14 protein-coding genes are annotated in these 15,915 nt (G+C 38.4%); 3 read left to right on the forward strand and 11 right to left on the reverse strand.

All coding sequences use genetic code 11. The annotated features are described in order from the left end of the window. Positions 1-39 precede the first annotated feature (39 nt). The 7 genes from mraY to CKV67_RS10495 form a co-directional block, all read right to left on the reverse strand. Entirely contained in the window at positions 40-1,014 is a 975-nt protein-coding gene (gene mraY, locus CKV67_RS10465) for a phospho-N-acetylmuramoyl-pentapeptide-transferase (protein ID WP_014093371.1), read from the reverse strand. A gap of 46 nt (positions 1,015-1,060) precedes the next feature. Continuing rightward, positions 1,061-2,536, reverse strand: a complete 1,476-nt coding sequence (locus CKV67_RS10470) for a UDP-N-acetylmuramoyl-L-alanyl-D-glutamate--2,6-diaminopimelate ligase (RefSeq protein ID WP_014093372.1) — start codon at positions 2,534-2,536, stop codon at positions 1,061-1,063. Between the two features lie 171 nt (positions 2,537-2,707). Further along, positions 2,708-4,966 carry a penicillin-binding protein gene (locus CKV67_RS10475; protein ID WP_014093373.1) on the reverse strand — a complete coding sequence of 753 codons (2,259 nt, stop codon included), beginning with the start codon at positions 4,964-4,966 and terminating at the stop codon, positions 2,708-2,710. Then, positions 4,963-5,325 carry a cell division protein FtsL gene (gene ftsL / locus CKV67_RS10480; RefSeq protein ID WP_014093374.1) on the reverse strand — a complete coding sequence of 121 codons (363 nt, stop codon included), beginning with the start codon at positions 5,323-5,325 and terminating at the stop codon, positions 4,963-4,965. Before ftsL ends, CKV67_RS10475 begins: the two co-directional genes overlap by 4 nt. Before the next feature lie 16 nt (positions 5,326-5,341). Next, on the reverse strand, positions 5,342-6,280 hold the full coding sequence (gene rsmH / locus CKV67_RS10485; RefSeq protein WP_014093375.1) for a 16S rRNA (cytosine(1402)-N(4))-methyltransferase RsmH: 939 nt from the start codon (positions 6,278-6,280) through the stop codon (positions 5,342-5,344). Between the two features lie 13 nt (positions 6,281-6,293). Further along, the gene (mraZ, locus tag CKV67_RS10490; RefSeq protein WP_014093376.1) at positions 6,294-6,725 is read right to left on the reverse strand and encodes a division/cell wall cluster transcriptional repressor MraZ; all 432 of its coding nucleotides are present in this window, start codon (positions 6,723-6,725) and stop codon (positions 6,294-6,296) included. 201 nt (positions 6,726-6,926) lie between these two features. Continuing rightward, on the reverse strand, positions 6,927-8,174 hold the full coding sequence (locus CKV67_RS10495) for an MDR family MFS transporter (RefSeq protein ID WP_014093377.1): 1,248 nt from the start codon (positions 8,172-8,174) through the stop codon (positions 6,927-6,929). 115 nt (positions 8,175-8,289) lie between these two features. Here CKV67_RS10495 and CKV67_RS10500 point away from each other — a divergent pair, with 115 nt between their 5' ends. Beyond that, a complete protein-coding gene (locus tag CKV67_RS10500) occupies positions 8,290-10,062 on the forward strand; it encodes an SgrR family transcriptional regulator (RefSeq protein WP_025280025.1) in 1,773 nt (590 codons plus the stop codon). On the opposite strand, the gene CKV67_RS10505 is transcribed toward CKV67_RS10500, so the two are convergent. The 4 genes from CKV67_RS10505 to CKV67_RS10520 all read right to left on the reverse strand — a co-directional run bounded on the left by CKV67_RS10505 (position 10,034) and on the right by CKV67_RS10520 (position 12,257). After that, on the reverse strand, positions 10,034-10,420 hold the full coding sequence (locus tag CKV67_RS10505) for a DUF3397 domain-containing protein (RefSeq protein ID WP_014093379.1): 387 nt from the start codon (positions 10,418-10,420) through the stop codon (positions 10,034-10,036). The two genes, CKV67_RS10500 and CKV67_RS10505, sit on opposite strands and share 29 nt — an antisense overlap. Continuing rightward, positions 10,413-11,318 (reverse strand): 2-dehydropantoate 2-reductase, encoded by a 906-nt coding sequence (locus CKV67_RS10510; protein WP_014093380.1) that lies wholly within the window; start codon positions 11,316-11,318, stop codon positions 10,413-10,415. The genes CKV67_RS10505 and CKV67_RS10510 overlap by 8 nt, the downstream gene beginning before the upstream one ends. 147 nt (positions 11,319-11,465) lie before the next feature. Beyond that, on the reverse strand, positions 11,466-11,639 hold the full coding sequence (gene rpmF, locus CKV67_RS10515; protein WP_003726143.1) for a 50S ribosomal protein L32: 174 nt from the start codon (positions 11,637-11,639) through the stop codon (positions 11,466-11,468). Between the two features lie 81 nt (positions 11,640-11,720). Beyond that, a complete protein-coding gene (locus tag CKV67_RS10520) occupies positions 11,721-12,257 on the reverse strand; it encodes a YceD family protein (protein ID WP_014093381.1) in 537 nt (178 codons plus the stop codon). A 130-nt stretch (positions 12,258-12,387) separates the two neighbouring features. Between CKV67_RS10520 and CKV67_RS10525 the strand changes: the two genes are divergently transcribed. Further along, complete coding sequence (locus tag CKV67_RS10525) at positions 12,388-13,560, forward strand: nucleotidyltransferase (RefSeq protein ID WP_014093382.1); 1,173 nt, start codon at positions 12,388-12,390, stop codon at positions 13,558-13,560. Positions 13,561-13,643: 83 nt separating this feature from the next. Next, positions 13,644-15,884: an ATP-binding cassette domain-containing protein gene (locus CKV67_RS10530; RefSeq protein ID WP_025280026.1), complete on the forward strand. Its 2,241-nt coding sequence runs from the start codon at positions 13,644-13,646 to the stop codon at positions 15,882-15,884. Positions 15,885-15,915: the final 31 nt, after the last annotated feature.

A 15,915-nucleotide genomic window follows, 5' to 3' on the forward strand; every position in this document is an offset into this window, starting at 1 on the left:
CTAGAGACGCTTTTGCCGCAAAAAATCGCGGCGCTTTATTTAAAAGATAACTACACACACAGAGATAATCGCACCAATTAGTCCGATTCCCCAGAAAGTAAGAACAACACGCCACTCAGACCAACCACCAAGTTCAAAATGGTGATGAATTGGCGTCATTCGGAAAATCCGTTTTCCACCAGTTGCTTTAAAGTAAAATACTTGTAAAATAACCGAAGCTGTTTCGATAACGAAGATAATTCCGATTAAAAGTAATAACCATTCCTGATGTAGTAGAATCGATACGGCTGCAATACTTCCACCAAGTGCAAGCGAGCCAGTATCTCCCATGAATATTTTCGCCGGATTTTTGTTAAACAGAAGGAAACCAAGCATTCCGCCTACAATGGCGAAACAGAAAATCGCTACGTCCATTTGTTCCTGGTAAAAAGCAATCACCCCAAAAGCTGAAAAAGCAATCACTGTAAGTCCAGATACAAGTCCATCTAAACCATCTGTTAAGTTAACAGCATTGGAGAACCCAACTAACCAGAAAAGAATAAAGATCACAAAAAACCAACCAAGGTCAATCTCTGTACTTGTAAATGGAATTTTAAGCGTTTCAGCAAATCCACTGAAATGATACACTAAGTAGAATAAAATTGAAATCGCTACTTGACCTAAAAATTTCTGTTTCGAAGTAAGACCTAAGTTACGCTTTTGAACTACTTTGATGTAATCATCCAGAAAACCTAGCGCACCGAATAATGCTAGCGCAATAAAGAGTAGCCAAGTTGCGGCACTTGCTTCCCCACTGATGAAAGAAAAAATTAAAAAGCTAATGAGCATAGCTGTAATAAAAACGACTGCTCCCATAGTTGGTGTTCCTGATTTTTTTTCATGCATTTTCGGACCTTCATCCCTGATACTTTGTCCGAATTTCAATTTCACTAAAAATGGTATGAATAGTGGGATACCTATCACTGTAATGATAAAAGCCACTGCAAATGTTGATACTAACATGTATAAAGACACAATAAATTCTCCCCAATCTGTTTGTCAAAGCATTTCACTTCATATTTTATGCGAGTCCGAGTTTTTTTTCAATAGCTATTCGTGCTTCCACGCGGTCATCAAAATCGATTACTTCATCACCAATGATTTGATAATCTTCGTGGCCTTTTCCAGCAATTAGAATAACATCCCCTGTTTCTGCTTCACTGATAGCATATTGAATGGCATCACGACGATTTTCATGAACTACGTAAGAATCGCTTTCTGGAACACCATTAATCATATCTTCAATAATTTCTCGTGGATTTTCGCTACGAGGATTATCGGATGTAAATACTGGATTTGTTGCATATTTTACGGCAATTTTCGCCATTTGTGGTCGTTTTCCTTTATCTCGATCGCCGCCACAACCAACCACTACGAAAACACGTTTTTCCGCGAATTCATCGATTGTTTGCAAGACGTTAAGGAGACCATCCGGCGTATGAGAATAATCAACAATAACCGGAAAATCTTGTCCGGCATGTACAAGCTCAAACCGACCTTTCACACCAGGAATAGATTCTACTGTTGAAATAGCATTTTCTAAAGGAATATGTAACGCATAGCTTGTTGCGATAGCTGCAAGCACATTGTATACACTAAAATTACCAATCATTTTTATCTTAAGTTTAAAACGACCCTCCGGTGTATCCAAATCAAACGTCGAACCATGACTAGTAATTTGAATGTTCGAAGCCCTAAAATCGGCTGCTGCTTTTATTCCAAATGTGATAACATGTGCAGCTGTTGCGGTTTGCATCCGCACACTCTCTTCATCATCAGCATTTAAAACGGCAATTTTTGGGTTACTTGTATGGTAACTATTGCCTAATTGCGCAAACAATAAACTTTTCGCGTAAGCGTATTCTTCCATTGTATGGTGATAATCTAAGTGGTCTTGCGATAGATTCATAAATACCGCCACATCGTAATCGGAACCGTAAACCCGCCCTTGCACTAACGCGTGAGAAGAAACTTCCATCACCGCTGTACTTACGCCCCGAAGAAGCATTTCACGGAAGGTTTCTTGCAAAGTTAGACTATCAGGAGTCGTATTTTTTGTTTCCAAAATTTCATCGCCAATTTTGCGATACATCGTTCCAATAAGACCTGTCTGTTCTCCACTTTCACGGACGATTTGTTCTACTAAATGGCTGACGGTTGTTTTCCCATTTGTTCCAGTAATTCCTACTAGTTTTAACGCTTGGGTAGGTGAACCATAAAAATAATTAGCGAGCATGGCCATCGCGCGTTTGGAATCTCTCACATAAATAACAGGAACAGCTACATCTACTGGTTTTTCAGCAATAATTGCCACCGCACCAAGCGCTTCTGCTTTCCTCGCAAATTGATGTCCGTCTACTAATTCCCCGTCGATGCATATAAATAATGTTCCTGGTTTCACTTTCCTACTGTCTTGGGCAATTTGGCTAACTTCTATTGAAGCACTTGCCTCTCCAGTGAACACCGGGATAGCTTGCATTAGTTCGTTTAACTTCATTCTTGCCATCTCCTCAAACTTATTCTTTCTGTTATTTTTGCTAAAACCAAAAAGAATCCTTTTCTATCTTAGCAAAAACAACAAACTATATCTACCACGACTAAAGACACATATCGGAGTTAAAGCTAGAAGTATGCCAGTTTCTTGAGCCGACATACTTCTATCTTCCTACTATTGATTAAGCAAATCTCCAATGCCGGCGTTTTCTTGGATGTCTGTTGCTTTCTTATTTTTTTCAGCTTGATCTTGATCGTGATTTTGGTTAAACTGACTGATTTGTTCAGGAGGAGCGAGCGTGATTTTCATTTTTGTATCACTATTAATGACACTTCCTGCTGATACGCTCTGGCTCTTCACATAACCCGAACCACTGAATTCAAAAGGAATACCTGTGATTTCGGATACTTTTAAAGCATCATCTTTGGACCATGTTACCATGTCCGGAGCTGTCATATCGCCATCTGTCATCAAGATTACTTTTTGGCCTTGCATTAAATCACTGTTCGCTTGTGGCAGTTGCTGGACAATTTTTTTACCATTACCAACGACAACTGCTTCTAGCCCTTTAGCTGTCACTGTTTTTTTAGCATCAGTTACTGTTTTTTCTGTTACAACTGGTACTTTTTCAGATGCTAATTTTTCGACATCACCTGGTTTAATATTCATATATTGTAAACTGTTTTTCATAACTGGATTAAATACTTCTGATACTGCTTCTCCGCCAGTTTCGCTTCCAGATAATTGTGGTTGTTGCATCGTCACATAAATAACTAATTCTGGATCATCAGCTGGTGCCATTCCAAGGAAAGAGAAAATATAATTATTTGCCCCTGTCATATATTTACCAGTTTTTGGATTTGGAATTTGCGATGTCCCTGTTTTACCAGCTACATCATAACCTGGAATTGCATATAGTTTACCTGTACCGTGCTCTCCGCTAATAACATTTTTTAGTTCATCACGAGTTTTTTTAGCTGTTGCTGCACTTATAGGTTTTCCAGCAGTGGTTGTTTTTGTTTCCGTTTCTTTTCCCGTATTAGGATCGGTTACTTTGGAAACAACATATGGCTGTTTCATCGTACCATCACTAGCAATGGCCGATGCAGCTTGAATCATTTGCATCATCGAAACAGTTGTCCCTTGTCCAAAGACAGTGGTTACTTTTTCGATTGGATAGTTATAAAGGATTTTCCCACTTGTTTCGTTTGGCAAATCAATGCCCGTTTTCTTACCAAAACCAAATTTATCTAAATAGGTATGGAATGTATCTGTACCCATTTTGTTTAAAAGTTTAGCGAATGCGACATTACTAGAGCGTTCCACACCTTCACGATACGGAATCGATCCCCAACCAACCCCATTATTATGGTCATGAATGGCAATATCTCCTACTTTATATGACCCTGATTGGTAATATTCATTTGGATTGTACACATTGGTATCAATCGCTGAAGCAAGGGAGATAATTTTCATGACTGAACCCGGCTCATAAGCGTATTCAACTGGTAAATCTTGCCAGATGCTTGAACTGTTTCCTGTAATAGTAGAGCGATCAGCAGGATTAAAGGATGGACGTTGGCTAATTGCAAGAATTTCTCCTGTTTTTGGATCTGCAACAACCGCCATCATATTTTTCGGATTGTATTTTGCATCAACAGTCGTCATGGTATCTTCTAAAAAGGTTTGAATTTTTTTATCCAATGTTAATGTAATATCTTTGCCGTCTTTGGCTTTTGTCACTTTATTTTTAGAATTAGGTAAAATATAACCCATTCGATCGGTACTATAGTCAATTTTTCCGTTAGTTCCAGTTAAGGCTTCATTAAAACGAGATTCAATTCCCATTTTACCTTCTAGAACAGACTTGTTTTTTTCTTCTTCTTGTTGGGCGAAACCAATTAATTGCGTTGCAAAGGTTCCATTAGGATAAAAGCGTTCGGACTGACGAGTAAATTCAATTCCTGGCAAATTTTCTTTTTCAATTTTTGCTTTTGTTTCTGTAGAAATATTTTTCCCGGCAGCGCCAAATTCGACTTGATACTTTCCTTTTTCATTGAGCTTATCTAAAATATCAGATTCGTCCATCGGAATATATTTAGCTAGAACTTGTGCTGTTTTTTCTTCATCCACAACACGCATTGGATTTTTAGTAGTCTTTGGAAGCTTATCACTAACAACTGCAGCAACTGTGTAAGAAGCCGTATCCTCTGCTAGCACTTCTCCTTTTCGATCTAAAATGGAGCCGCGCTTTGCTTCGAGAACACTGCTTTTCAAATGCTGTTTAGATGCTTTTGCTGCGAGTGGCACCCCGTTCGCTTCACCGACAATTTGCAAATAAAGAAAACGACCAGAAACTAAGAGAAAGAGAATAGTGAAAAAGATAAAAAGCACTAGCGCTCCCCTTCTCATGTTACCTATACGCCGTTTCATTGTCCATCTACCACTTTCACATTATCACCATCAAGTTTTAACCCTTTTTCTTTAGCGATTTTTAAAATACGTTCATATCTCCCTAAATCTTTTACTTCTACTTTTAAGTCTTCATTAGATTTTTGTTGCTCAACAATTTTCTTTTCTTTTGTTTGAATTTCTTGGTTTACTGTGTAAATTTGTGCTTGTACACTAATGATTCGGAAAGCAACAACTAAAACAATCGCAAGCGCTATCGTGATGATTACTTTTTCGCCAAGAGTCATTTGACCTCGTCTTAAGATTTGTTTTTTATGTTGTTCCGCTTCTCTATGTACCTTATTTGGTTCAAGATTAGATTTATAGGCGACATTGCTCACATTTTTTCAACTCCTGCTATTTAATAATTTTTTCGATGACACGTAATTTTGCTGAACGTGCTCGGTTGTTTTGTTCCAGCTCTTCTTCACTTGGTACAATTGGTTTTCTAGTAGCTAGTTTAAAGTCTGGTTTATATTCATCTGGAATGACAGGAAGACCGGGTGGTAAATCAGGCCCTTTTGTCGCTTCTTGGAATAAATGCTTCGTTATGCGGTCTTCTAAAGAATGAAATGTAATGACACTTATTCTGCCGCCTGGTTTAATTAAAGTTAAGGCTTCTGCAAGTGAATCTTCAACTGCGCCAAGTTCATCATTAACCGCGATTCGAATCGCTTGAAAAGTTCGTTTCCCTGGATGCCCACCTTTTCGTCTTGCAGGTGCAGGGATAGCTGTTTTAATGATATCTACGAGTTCGCCAGTTGTTTCAATTGGTTTTACTTCGCGGCGGCGTTCGATTTCACGAGCAATTTGTTTGGAAAATTTTTCTTCTCCATATTGAAAAAAAATTCGAATTAAATCTTGGTAGGACCATTCATTTACAACTATTTTTGCTGTAAGTTCTTGCTCCCTATCCATACGCATATCAAGCGCTGCATCTTGGTGATAACTAAAACCACGTTCTCTTTCGTCAAGTTGCGGGGAAGAAACACCTAAATCATATAAAATTCCATCCACTTCACTAATTCCACGGTCGTTTAATGTTTCTTTCATATAACGAAAATTCGCTTTAACAAAAGTAACTTTATCGCTATATGCTGCCAATTTTATTTTTGCATTATCAATTGCTGTTTGATCTTGGTCAAACGCAAATAAGTGCCCTTTTTCATTAAGCTTATTTAGTAAATACTCTGAGTGACCTGCGCCGCCAAGTGTTGCATCGACATAGATTCCGTCTGGTTTTACTTCAAGCATATCTACAGTTTCATGTAGTAACACCGTCTCGTGTTTAAACATATGATTTTCCTCCTTAAATATCAAAGCCAATCATATTTTCGGCTAAATCAGCGAATGATTCTTCTGCCTCGTTAAAGACATCTTCCCACTCTGATTTACTCCAAATTTCAATACGACTAGAAACCCCAATAATAACCGTTTCTTTTTCCAAATCCGCATACTGTAGTAAGTTGGAGGGAATATTAATCCGCCCTTGTTTGTCTAGTTCACATTCAGACGCGCCAGAAAAGAAGAAACGTGTAAAGGAACGAGCATCTTTTTTCGTTAAAGGTAAGGTTTGGAGTTTTTCTTCTAGCTTTTTCCATTCCTCTTGTGGGTAAGCAAATAAACACTTGTCAAGTCCTCGGGTTATAACAAAATTATCCCCCAAAAGCTCACGGAACTTAGCTGGCACAATTAATCTGCCCTTTATATCGATGTTATGTTGATATTCTCCCATGAACATTAGACTTCACCCACTTTCCTCCATACCACTTTACCACATCTCCCCACTTCGCACCACTCAAAACCTAAAAAAATGCAAAAAAAAATCATTCTATCCAATCATTAGAATGATTAATTCCCTATTTAAAGCCATTTCCAACCATTTTAATCTACAAAAGATTTGTGGGGCTCGGTGGAGGGGGTCCCCACTTTTTCAGAAAAATTATTTTGCTAGCACTTTTTCAAACCCAGCTTTTAAAGCTGCTACTGAAAAAGCAATTGCCAAAATACCAAGCAAAATCGTAAAGACTGCCATACCATATTTACCAATAAACGGTGCAAAAACTAAGCTTACTGATCCAACCATTTTTCCCATTTGAAAAATGACTCCATTAAAAGCCATGTATGCACCACGTTTATTGTCATCTACAATTGCCGCCAGAATTGTTTGCCTCGTTGGAACATAAAGTAGTTCTCCTATGGAAAGTACAGCTGTGGCTAGTAATAAGACGAGAAGACTATTCGCAAAAGCACAAACCGCAAACCCAATCGCAAACAATGAGAAACCTGCGTACATAATCGGTTGTTGCGCTCGGCTTGTCACCCACTTTGCAATCGGTACTGTAAAGAGAACGATAAACAGTGTATTCACAGCTGTTAAAACACTAACAATTTGGACACCATTGAGGTGAATCATCCCGAGTGGTCCCAGGTTAACAAGCAAATTATGGAAGTCTTCTGCTAAACGAACAGAAATATAGTTGCTACGTTGAAACTCGATGGACATAATCGCAATCCCGCCAACTGTATATAAAAGAAAACGATAATCATGTAAGACTTGTCCATAGCTTTTGAACATTTTGAGTAAACCGTAAGAACCTTTTTCCAGAACTTTCTTTTGTTCTAACGTCTCTGAAATCAAGCTAAACGTCAACCAAGCTGTCACAAACGACATAATGAATAATCCCATAAGAAGCGGAAAAAGATGTCCCACAAAAAACCATCCACCAACGATTATCCCTATCATCATCGATAAATTGTTAGCCCAATAACTAATCGAATACATAAACGCACGATTTTCCGGCGTACTTACATCAATCAACATCGCTTCTCCGGCCGGATTAATCAATCCCTGCGCTACACCAATAATAAGCAACATAACAAACGTTAGCCAAGGCGAATGAAACAGCGAAGAATTACAAAGAACCATACCAAGAAAAGCAAAAACCTTCAGCACTTCTCCTGAAACCATTAACTTCCGGCGTCCAATAATATCCGCTAAATGTCCACCATATATCCCCGCCACAAACTGAACAAACACATTTATCATTAGGAGAATCCCGGCAACACCGCTATTAATCTCCATCGAAAAATAAATCGCCATAAAAGGGAAAATCATCGAACCAATTACTTTACTCAAAAATTGAATCAATATCCGCGCACGAATATTTGGGTGCAATTCCTTAAACATGTAATCCCCTCCGTTTGCTTTTTTTCTGACTACTCTGTTAGTATAAAAGGGATCATTGAATATAAAAAGGGTATTTAAATTAGCATTATGTCCCCTTTTAGGCAGGAGTGATATTGTGGATAAAGATTATTTCATTATGCGTGCTTACCTTTATAGCTTAACGCCTGAATTAGAGGCTCGCTTTAAATTAAATGATTTGGCCGATATTTGGTTTTGTACACCCAAAAACGCCAAAAGAAAATTGCATCAATATCAAAAAACAAATCAACTTATTTATTCTCCTGGACTTGGTCGCGGTAATTTTTCCACGATTACATTTACAAAAAGGTTAGAAGAAGAAGTGTTAGCTGCACTAAAAGAGAGTCTTGCCGAGGAACTATTCGGCGATATTTTATTTTTATCTAGTCTCACTATTCCTAAAAGTTGGTTTGCAAGCACCTCTAATGAAATCCAGCAATTATTCGGTTTGCAAGTAACTGAAAACCAGCAAGAAGTATTACGCTCCATTATGCGCCGCAAGCTAACTACCCTTGATCCACTTCACACATCTGTCTCGCTTGAAGCTTTTTTACTAACCCAGATAGGTGACCCACTTGTTAAATATGATAAAGCGGAAGAAAAAGTAATCCCTCATATCGCGCATCACTGGAAAGCTTCTGCTAATTACCAGGAATGGACATTTTATCTCCGCAAAAGCGTTCTTTTTCACCATGGGCGAATGCTTGATAGTGAAGACATCAAATTCACCTTACTTCGCGCCAAACATCCAAAAACTGTTTCTTTTTGGCAAATGGAAGATATTCAAGCGGTTGATTGTATCAATAAGTTCACCATCACCATTTATCTGAAAAAGCCGAATCCATTCTTCATTCGCTATTTATGCACACCCAATATGACAATTTTGCCACGTGATGTATCCTTTGATGAATACAAATGGATTTCCACTGGCGCCTTTCGAATGCTACAAAGAAGCGATGAGCATCTTATATTAGAAGCTTTTGATAGTTATTTTTTGGAGCGACCGATTCTGGACCGCGTCGAGTTTTGGACGGCCGAAAATAATCAAGCGATTCAAACTATTCCGATTCAATTCACTTCTGTAGATTATGAAGAAAACCCAGCTTATGTAGAACACCGTAAGATTGGGGTGGGAGTTAACTTCATCTGCTTTAATGGTCACAGAACAGGAGTCGCTCAGCATAGTGCATTTCGTGAAGCAATCTATCATATACTCGACTGTCAAAAGGCAAGCAAAGAATTGTTCGAAAACTATGGCACTGTTGCTTCTAATTACTACCCAGAAAAGTCGATTACCCCTGAAAAGCATCCCGAAAAAGTTGCTACTTTATTAAAGCATGCAAACTATCAAGGCGAAAAAGTGATTTTAGGAACGACACAACATCCATCCGCGCTTCAAGAAACAAAATGGATTTGTAAAGCGGCAGCGGTCTTCGGTATTCAGTTAGTACCAAAAATTATAAATCATGAAGAAGCTTCTTATTCAAGTACGCCAGAAGACGAAACGGATATGATGATGATGGGTGAAATCCCCTCATCTGATGGTGAATTAGCCTATTTAGATTTCTTAAATAACCCTTACCTGCTACCGCAACACCTTTTTAGCCAGGAAACTTTGACAGAAATGGCGATTCGTTTAGAAAAAATGAAATCAGAAAAAGACGCCTCTAAAAGAGACGCCTTACGCACAGAAATCGATCGCTGGTTGATAGGTAATCACTATTTAATTTATTTACACCATCCGGAAAGAAGCCAATCGCTCCACTCGATGATAAAAGGCGTTTCCGAAAATCCCTATGGCTATTTTGATTTGAGTAAAGTTTGGATGGAAACTAAACCACTTAAAATATCAAAATCAAACTATAAATAATACCATAAAGATAGAGTCCCACATACAGTAAGGCGAAGATGAAAAAGCAAAGTCTCCAATAACCACGGAGGATTTTGCTAAAGTGAATCTCGCCTTCTTTTTTTGCGGCAATAAGAACAATAACAATCCCGAGTATAAATAAAAATAGTAATATATAAAGTAAGAAAGAGTGATTAAATAATACAATCATAAAGAAATGAACTGCAATAATCAGAAAAAGCGTAGATACATCTGCTGCTAACATTATTCTACGCTGACTTTTCCGAATCCAAAGACCAGAAATAAACATCGTTAAAATAAAAATCAATACTGGTAAAATAATAATAATTGCCACTGAATTAGTTAACCATTCAAACATTTCTATCTCCTTCCGAGCCTTTAATAATATGATAGAACGTGCGGAGGGTAGGAAGTAATTCCCCTTCGCTCTCCCCTTTTTCTAAAATTGGTCGTACAATCCCATCGATTTCCGTCTTACGATGATGTTTTTGGTCAAGCGCCATAGAAGAATAATTATTCGCCGTTACTCGACATATCGCCTTCACTTTTTCTACACCATTTTCGACAGGAAGTACTTTTTCTATTTCTTCTACTAACGAATAAAGTAATTGAAGCCACTCTGGATTTTCTAAAAGCTCGCCATTTCGCACGCCTAGTACTGCTGTTAATGGATTGATAACAGCATTAATAAACAGTTTTTCTTGAATAATCTCCAAATAGCTCAGATGTTTCTCTACTGGAAATTCAGGGAGTGATGTTAACCAATTTTCTATAGAAGGATTTAGTGTGCCTTGATAAAGGCTATATTTCGTCCTTCCGTGTCCGCGCCAAATAACTGTCGTATCATTTTCACGACCTGCTCCGTGTTCACTAACACCTAGCAAAATAGTTCGCTTATCTCCAAGTAATGGTAAAGCATCTAAATGTGCCGCGCCGTTTTGGATGAATAGTATCGGGATTTCAACAGGCACCTTTTGTAATAATGGAACGATTTCCTGCAAAGAGTATTGTTTTACAGCGACAATTAAGAACTGTTGTTTAGTTAGTTCTGCTATATCCGTAACTTCTGCCGCGTTAATATGTATTGTTTCCGTTGATTCGTTATCTATTAATAAAATTCCTTTTTGTTCTAAGGCATTTTTTTGTCCTGCTCTTCGTGTAAAAAGGGTGATTTTCGACCTTTTAGCAAAGTTTGCTGCATAAAGAAGTCCCATTGCCCCTGCACCAATAATACCAATATTTAGTTGGTTTCCCATTTCGTTCAGCTCCATATAGGTTAATGCTTTTATTTTAGCAGAATTGACGATTGTTTGCACTTTTAGACAAACAAAAACCTCGAAAGACCCATGGCGTCTTTCGAGGTTCGTCTTCAACAAGTGAAACGTCACCTGTTTTTAACAATATTAGCTGTTTGCTACATCTTTACCATCATATTGTCCACATTCAGGACATACGTGGTGGGAAAGTCTGTATTCGCCGCAATTCGAGCATTCGTTCATGCCCGGAAGTTGAAGTTTAACGTGTGTACGACGCTTGCGCTTTTTGGCTTTTGAAGTTCTTCTAAAAGGTACTGCCATTTCCTTACACCTCCTTGACGATAACTAATCGTTAATCTAAGAAAAATGAATTTCTTAATATATTCCAGCTTCACGGGGAAATTAGTCCTCTTTTTTCTCACCGAAAAAATCAGCTAATCCCGCAAGACGAGGATCCACTTTTGGTTCATTTGCAATTTTTTCTAGCAGATCGGCGTCTTCTGTTTTCATTTCCCATTCGGTTCCACGTGGAAGCTTGTCCATAACGAGTGCTTCTTCACTGAAAACTTGCATCGGAATTTCTACTAGTAAAAGCTCTTCTACTACAGGGGTTAAATCGACCATATCTTGTTCCATCACATGCCAAGATTCATCCAAAACTTGTTCTTTGGATTTCACAAAAGTTTCTGACGCATGCACTTCATAAGGATAAACAACATCCTCCAGTGTACGGGCACATGGAAGCGTCCACTCACCTTTCATAGTAAGGTTAGCAACAACTTCTTCTGGGTGTACAATTAATTCCCCAGTTACTTCTACGGGGCTTGCATCACGAACGTCTATATTGTTCTCTTGAAAGAACTTTTTTAGGTCAGCTTTTTCATTAATCGTGAAGTTGCTGTCACGATATTTTTTCAATTGACTGATAGACCATTTCATCCTACATCACTCCAAGCGCAACACAAAATATTATAGCTTTTTTAAAGGCTTTTGTCAATGGTTTTTGAAGTAGTAGCAACACCGGCTGTAATTTATGCTAAAATAGGAATATCTAAGGGAGGGAATAGAGATGAAAGCAACCGGTATTGTGGTAGAATATAATCCATTTCATAATGGTCATAAACTTCATTTAAATAAGGCGCGCGAGTGGACAAAGCCAGATGTAGTTATCGCTGTTATGAGTGGCTCTTTTGTTCAGCGCGGTGAGCCTGCTATCCTTCCAAAATGGGAACGAACTCAAATGGCTCTTGCAGCTGGCGTTGATATGGTTGTTGAGCTCCCAGTTTCTGCCGCGACCCAACATGCAACAATTTTTGCAGAAGAATCTGTCCGTATTTTAAATGCTCTTCATATCGATACTTTATTTTTCGGCAGCGAACATGGGAAAGTGAATGATTTTGCAGAAGCTGCTGAGATTGTAGTCAATCAGGAAGCTACTCTCAACCAAATGATCAAGCAAGTCCTACAAAATAAACAAACTTCTTATGCCCAAGCTTATACGCTCGCACTTCAAATGTTACTTGGCGAAAAGACACTAGATGTGACACAACCAAATAACATTCTCGGCTTTCATTATGCGCTTGGTGTAGCTAAACAAAATCCTGCAATTAAGCTTGAGTCCATTCCGAGAGCGCATGCAAATTATCACGATGAGCAAGCTGTCCATGCTCAAATTGCCAGCGCCACTGCCATTCGAAAACTATTGCTAGCTGGCAAACTTGAACAAGCAGCTAATTATTTACCAGAAAGTTCCTTACAAATTTTACATGCTTACCACGGCCCCTTTTTATCGTGGGATAACTACTGGCCGTTCCTGAAATTCCGGCTTCTGCAAGCCACTTCAGAAGAACTTAGCTATATTCGTGGAGTTAGTGAAGGAATTCAAAATCGAATGCAGGAAGCTGCCACCACTGCTGAAACTTTTAGTGACTTTATCGAACGAACAAAAACAAAGCGTTATAGCAATGCAAGAATCCAGCGAACTGCTTTGCAAATTTTATTAAATGCAACTACTACTGAATCCAAACCATATATCCGGATTCTCGGCATGAATAAAATCGGACAAAAATACTTAGCACTTCACAAAAAAAATATTTCTCTTCCTATTGTTACTACCGCTTCTAAAGCAGCACCAGGATTATTAACAGAAGATTTAAAAGCGACAACTATTTATTCGCTTGCAAAAGGCGTAGAATTCTATCAAAAAGGAGATTTTCAAATTCCACCAATTATAACCTTATAAATTTTTTACAAGGTTTTTAGTTGACTTCGATGTTCGAACTTTGCTATGATACCTGTTCGACTCAAAAAACAGGAGGTATGTGTATGGTACAAGAATATATTCGATTAAGAGGAGCACGTGAAAATAATCTCCAAAATATTTCCCTTGATATCCCTAAACGAAAAATCACCATCTTTACTGGTGTATCAGGATCCGGAAAATCTTCTATTGTATTTGAAACTATTGCCACTGAATCGCAACGCCAGCTCAATGAAACTTACAGCGCTTATCTGCGTAATTTTCTTCCAAAGTATAAGCAGCCAGACGCCGATTCCATTGAAAACCTCTCGACCTCTGTTATCATTAACCAAAAACGACTTGGCGGTAATTCTCGCTCAACACTTGGAACTATCACTGATATTAACTCTATTTTACGATTACTTTTTTCCCGAGTTGGTAAACCGAGCATTGGGACAGCAAATCTATTTTCATTTAATGATCCTGCTGGTATGTGCCCTGATTGTCACGGCGTAGGTCAAAAAGTCACGGTTGATTTAGTCAAATTACTCGACCCAAATAAATCACTAAAAGAAGGCGCCATCCTTTTCCCAACTTTTTCAGTGGACTCATGGTACTGGAATTCCTATGCTTATTCCGGCTTTTTTGATGTGGATAAAAAAATAAAAGATTATACCGAAGAAGAGTATGAGTTACTTTTAAATGGTAAAGATATTAAGGTATTTCTAGAGACACCAATGGGTAGCTTGAACGCAAGCTATGAAGGATTAATTCCAAAGTTCAATCGGCTTTACATCCAAAAAGAAGGCGATATGTCTGCTTCTACCAAAAAACGCGTTGATAAGTTTACACATATTGCGCATTGTGATACGTGTTCTGGAACAAGACTCTCCAAACAAGCTCTTTCTTGTAAAATAAATGAAGCTAATATTGCTGACTATACCGCGATGCAATTAGATGAATTAAAACAAACCATTGCTGCAATTAAAGATCCGATTGCCGTTCCGATGATTAAAAGTGTCACAGAGCGATTGCAACATTTAATTGATATCGGTTTAGGCTATATGACTCTCGACCGCCAAACCGCGTCTCTTTCTGGCGGTGAATCACAGCGCGTCAAAATGATTCGTCACTTAAATAGTAGCTTAACGGACTTACTTTACATTTTTGATGAGCCAAGCATTGGACTCCATCCGCGTGACGTCCACCGATTAAATGAACTACTAGTGAAATTGCGCGATAAAGGAAATACAATTCTAGTTGTTGAACATGATCCAGATGTTATCAAAATTGCTGATCATATTGTTGATGTTGGCCCACACGCTGGGAAACATGGCGGAGAAATCCAGTTTGTTGGCAGTTATGACGATTTACTTAAAGCAGATACGTTGACTGGAAGATTTTTGAACCGTCACCTACCCATTAATGACAAACCTCGCTCACCAAATGGTTTCTTAACTACCGATAAAAGCAGCCAGTTTAACTTAAAAAATATCCAAGCAAACATTCCGAAAGAAGTACTTACTGTGATAACGGGTGTTGCCGGTTCTGGGAAAAGCACACTGATTAATTCAGTGTTTCTCAAAGAATATCCTGATGCGATTATGATTGATCAATCGGCGGCTCATGCGAATATCCGCTCCAATCCAGCAACCTATACTGGAATCATGGACCCAATCAGAAAAGCATTTGGGAAAGAAAACGATGTCAGCCCTTCTTTATTCAGTTATAATTCCAAAGGCGCTTGCGAAAACTGCAAAGGACTAGGCTTCACTACCATGGATTTAGCTTTCATGGATTCGATTCGCACCTCTTGCGAAGTCTGTCATGGTAAGCGTTTCCAAGAGTCCGTCCTAGCTTATAAACTAGATGGTAAGTCTATCAGTGATGTTTTAGAGTTAACTGTTTCCGAAGCGCTTGATTTCTTTACGGATAAAAAAATCTTGAAGAAAATTAGCGCGATGGAAGAAGTTGGAATTGGCTATGTGACACTTGGTCAGGCACTTAGCACACTTTCTGGCGGAGAGTGTCAACGTCTCAAACTTGCGAATGAACTTCATAAAAAAGGTTCGATTTACATTATGGATGAGCCAACTACTGGGCTGCATATGTCTGATATCGAACATATTTTAAAAATCATTAATTCCCTTGTAAGTAAAGGAAATACTGTCATTGTGATTGAGCATAACATTGATATCATTCGAAATGCTGACTGGATTATTGACCTTGGACCAGAAGGCGGAAGTGCTGGTGGGCAAATTATTTTTGAAGGAGCACCAATGGATTTACTGCAAAATAAACAATCTTTAACTGCACAATATTTATAAGTTCTATACAAAAGCAACCGCTGCAAACAAT

The organism is Listeria ivanovii subsp. ivanovii, from assembly GCF_900187025.1.
Taxonomy (GTDB): Bacteria; Bacillota; Bacilli; order Lactobacillales; family Listeriaceae; genus Listeria; species Listeria ivanovii.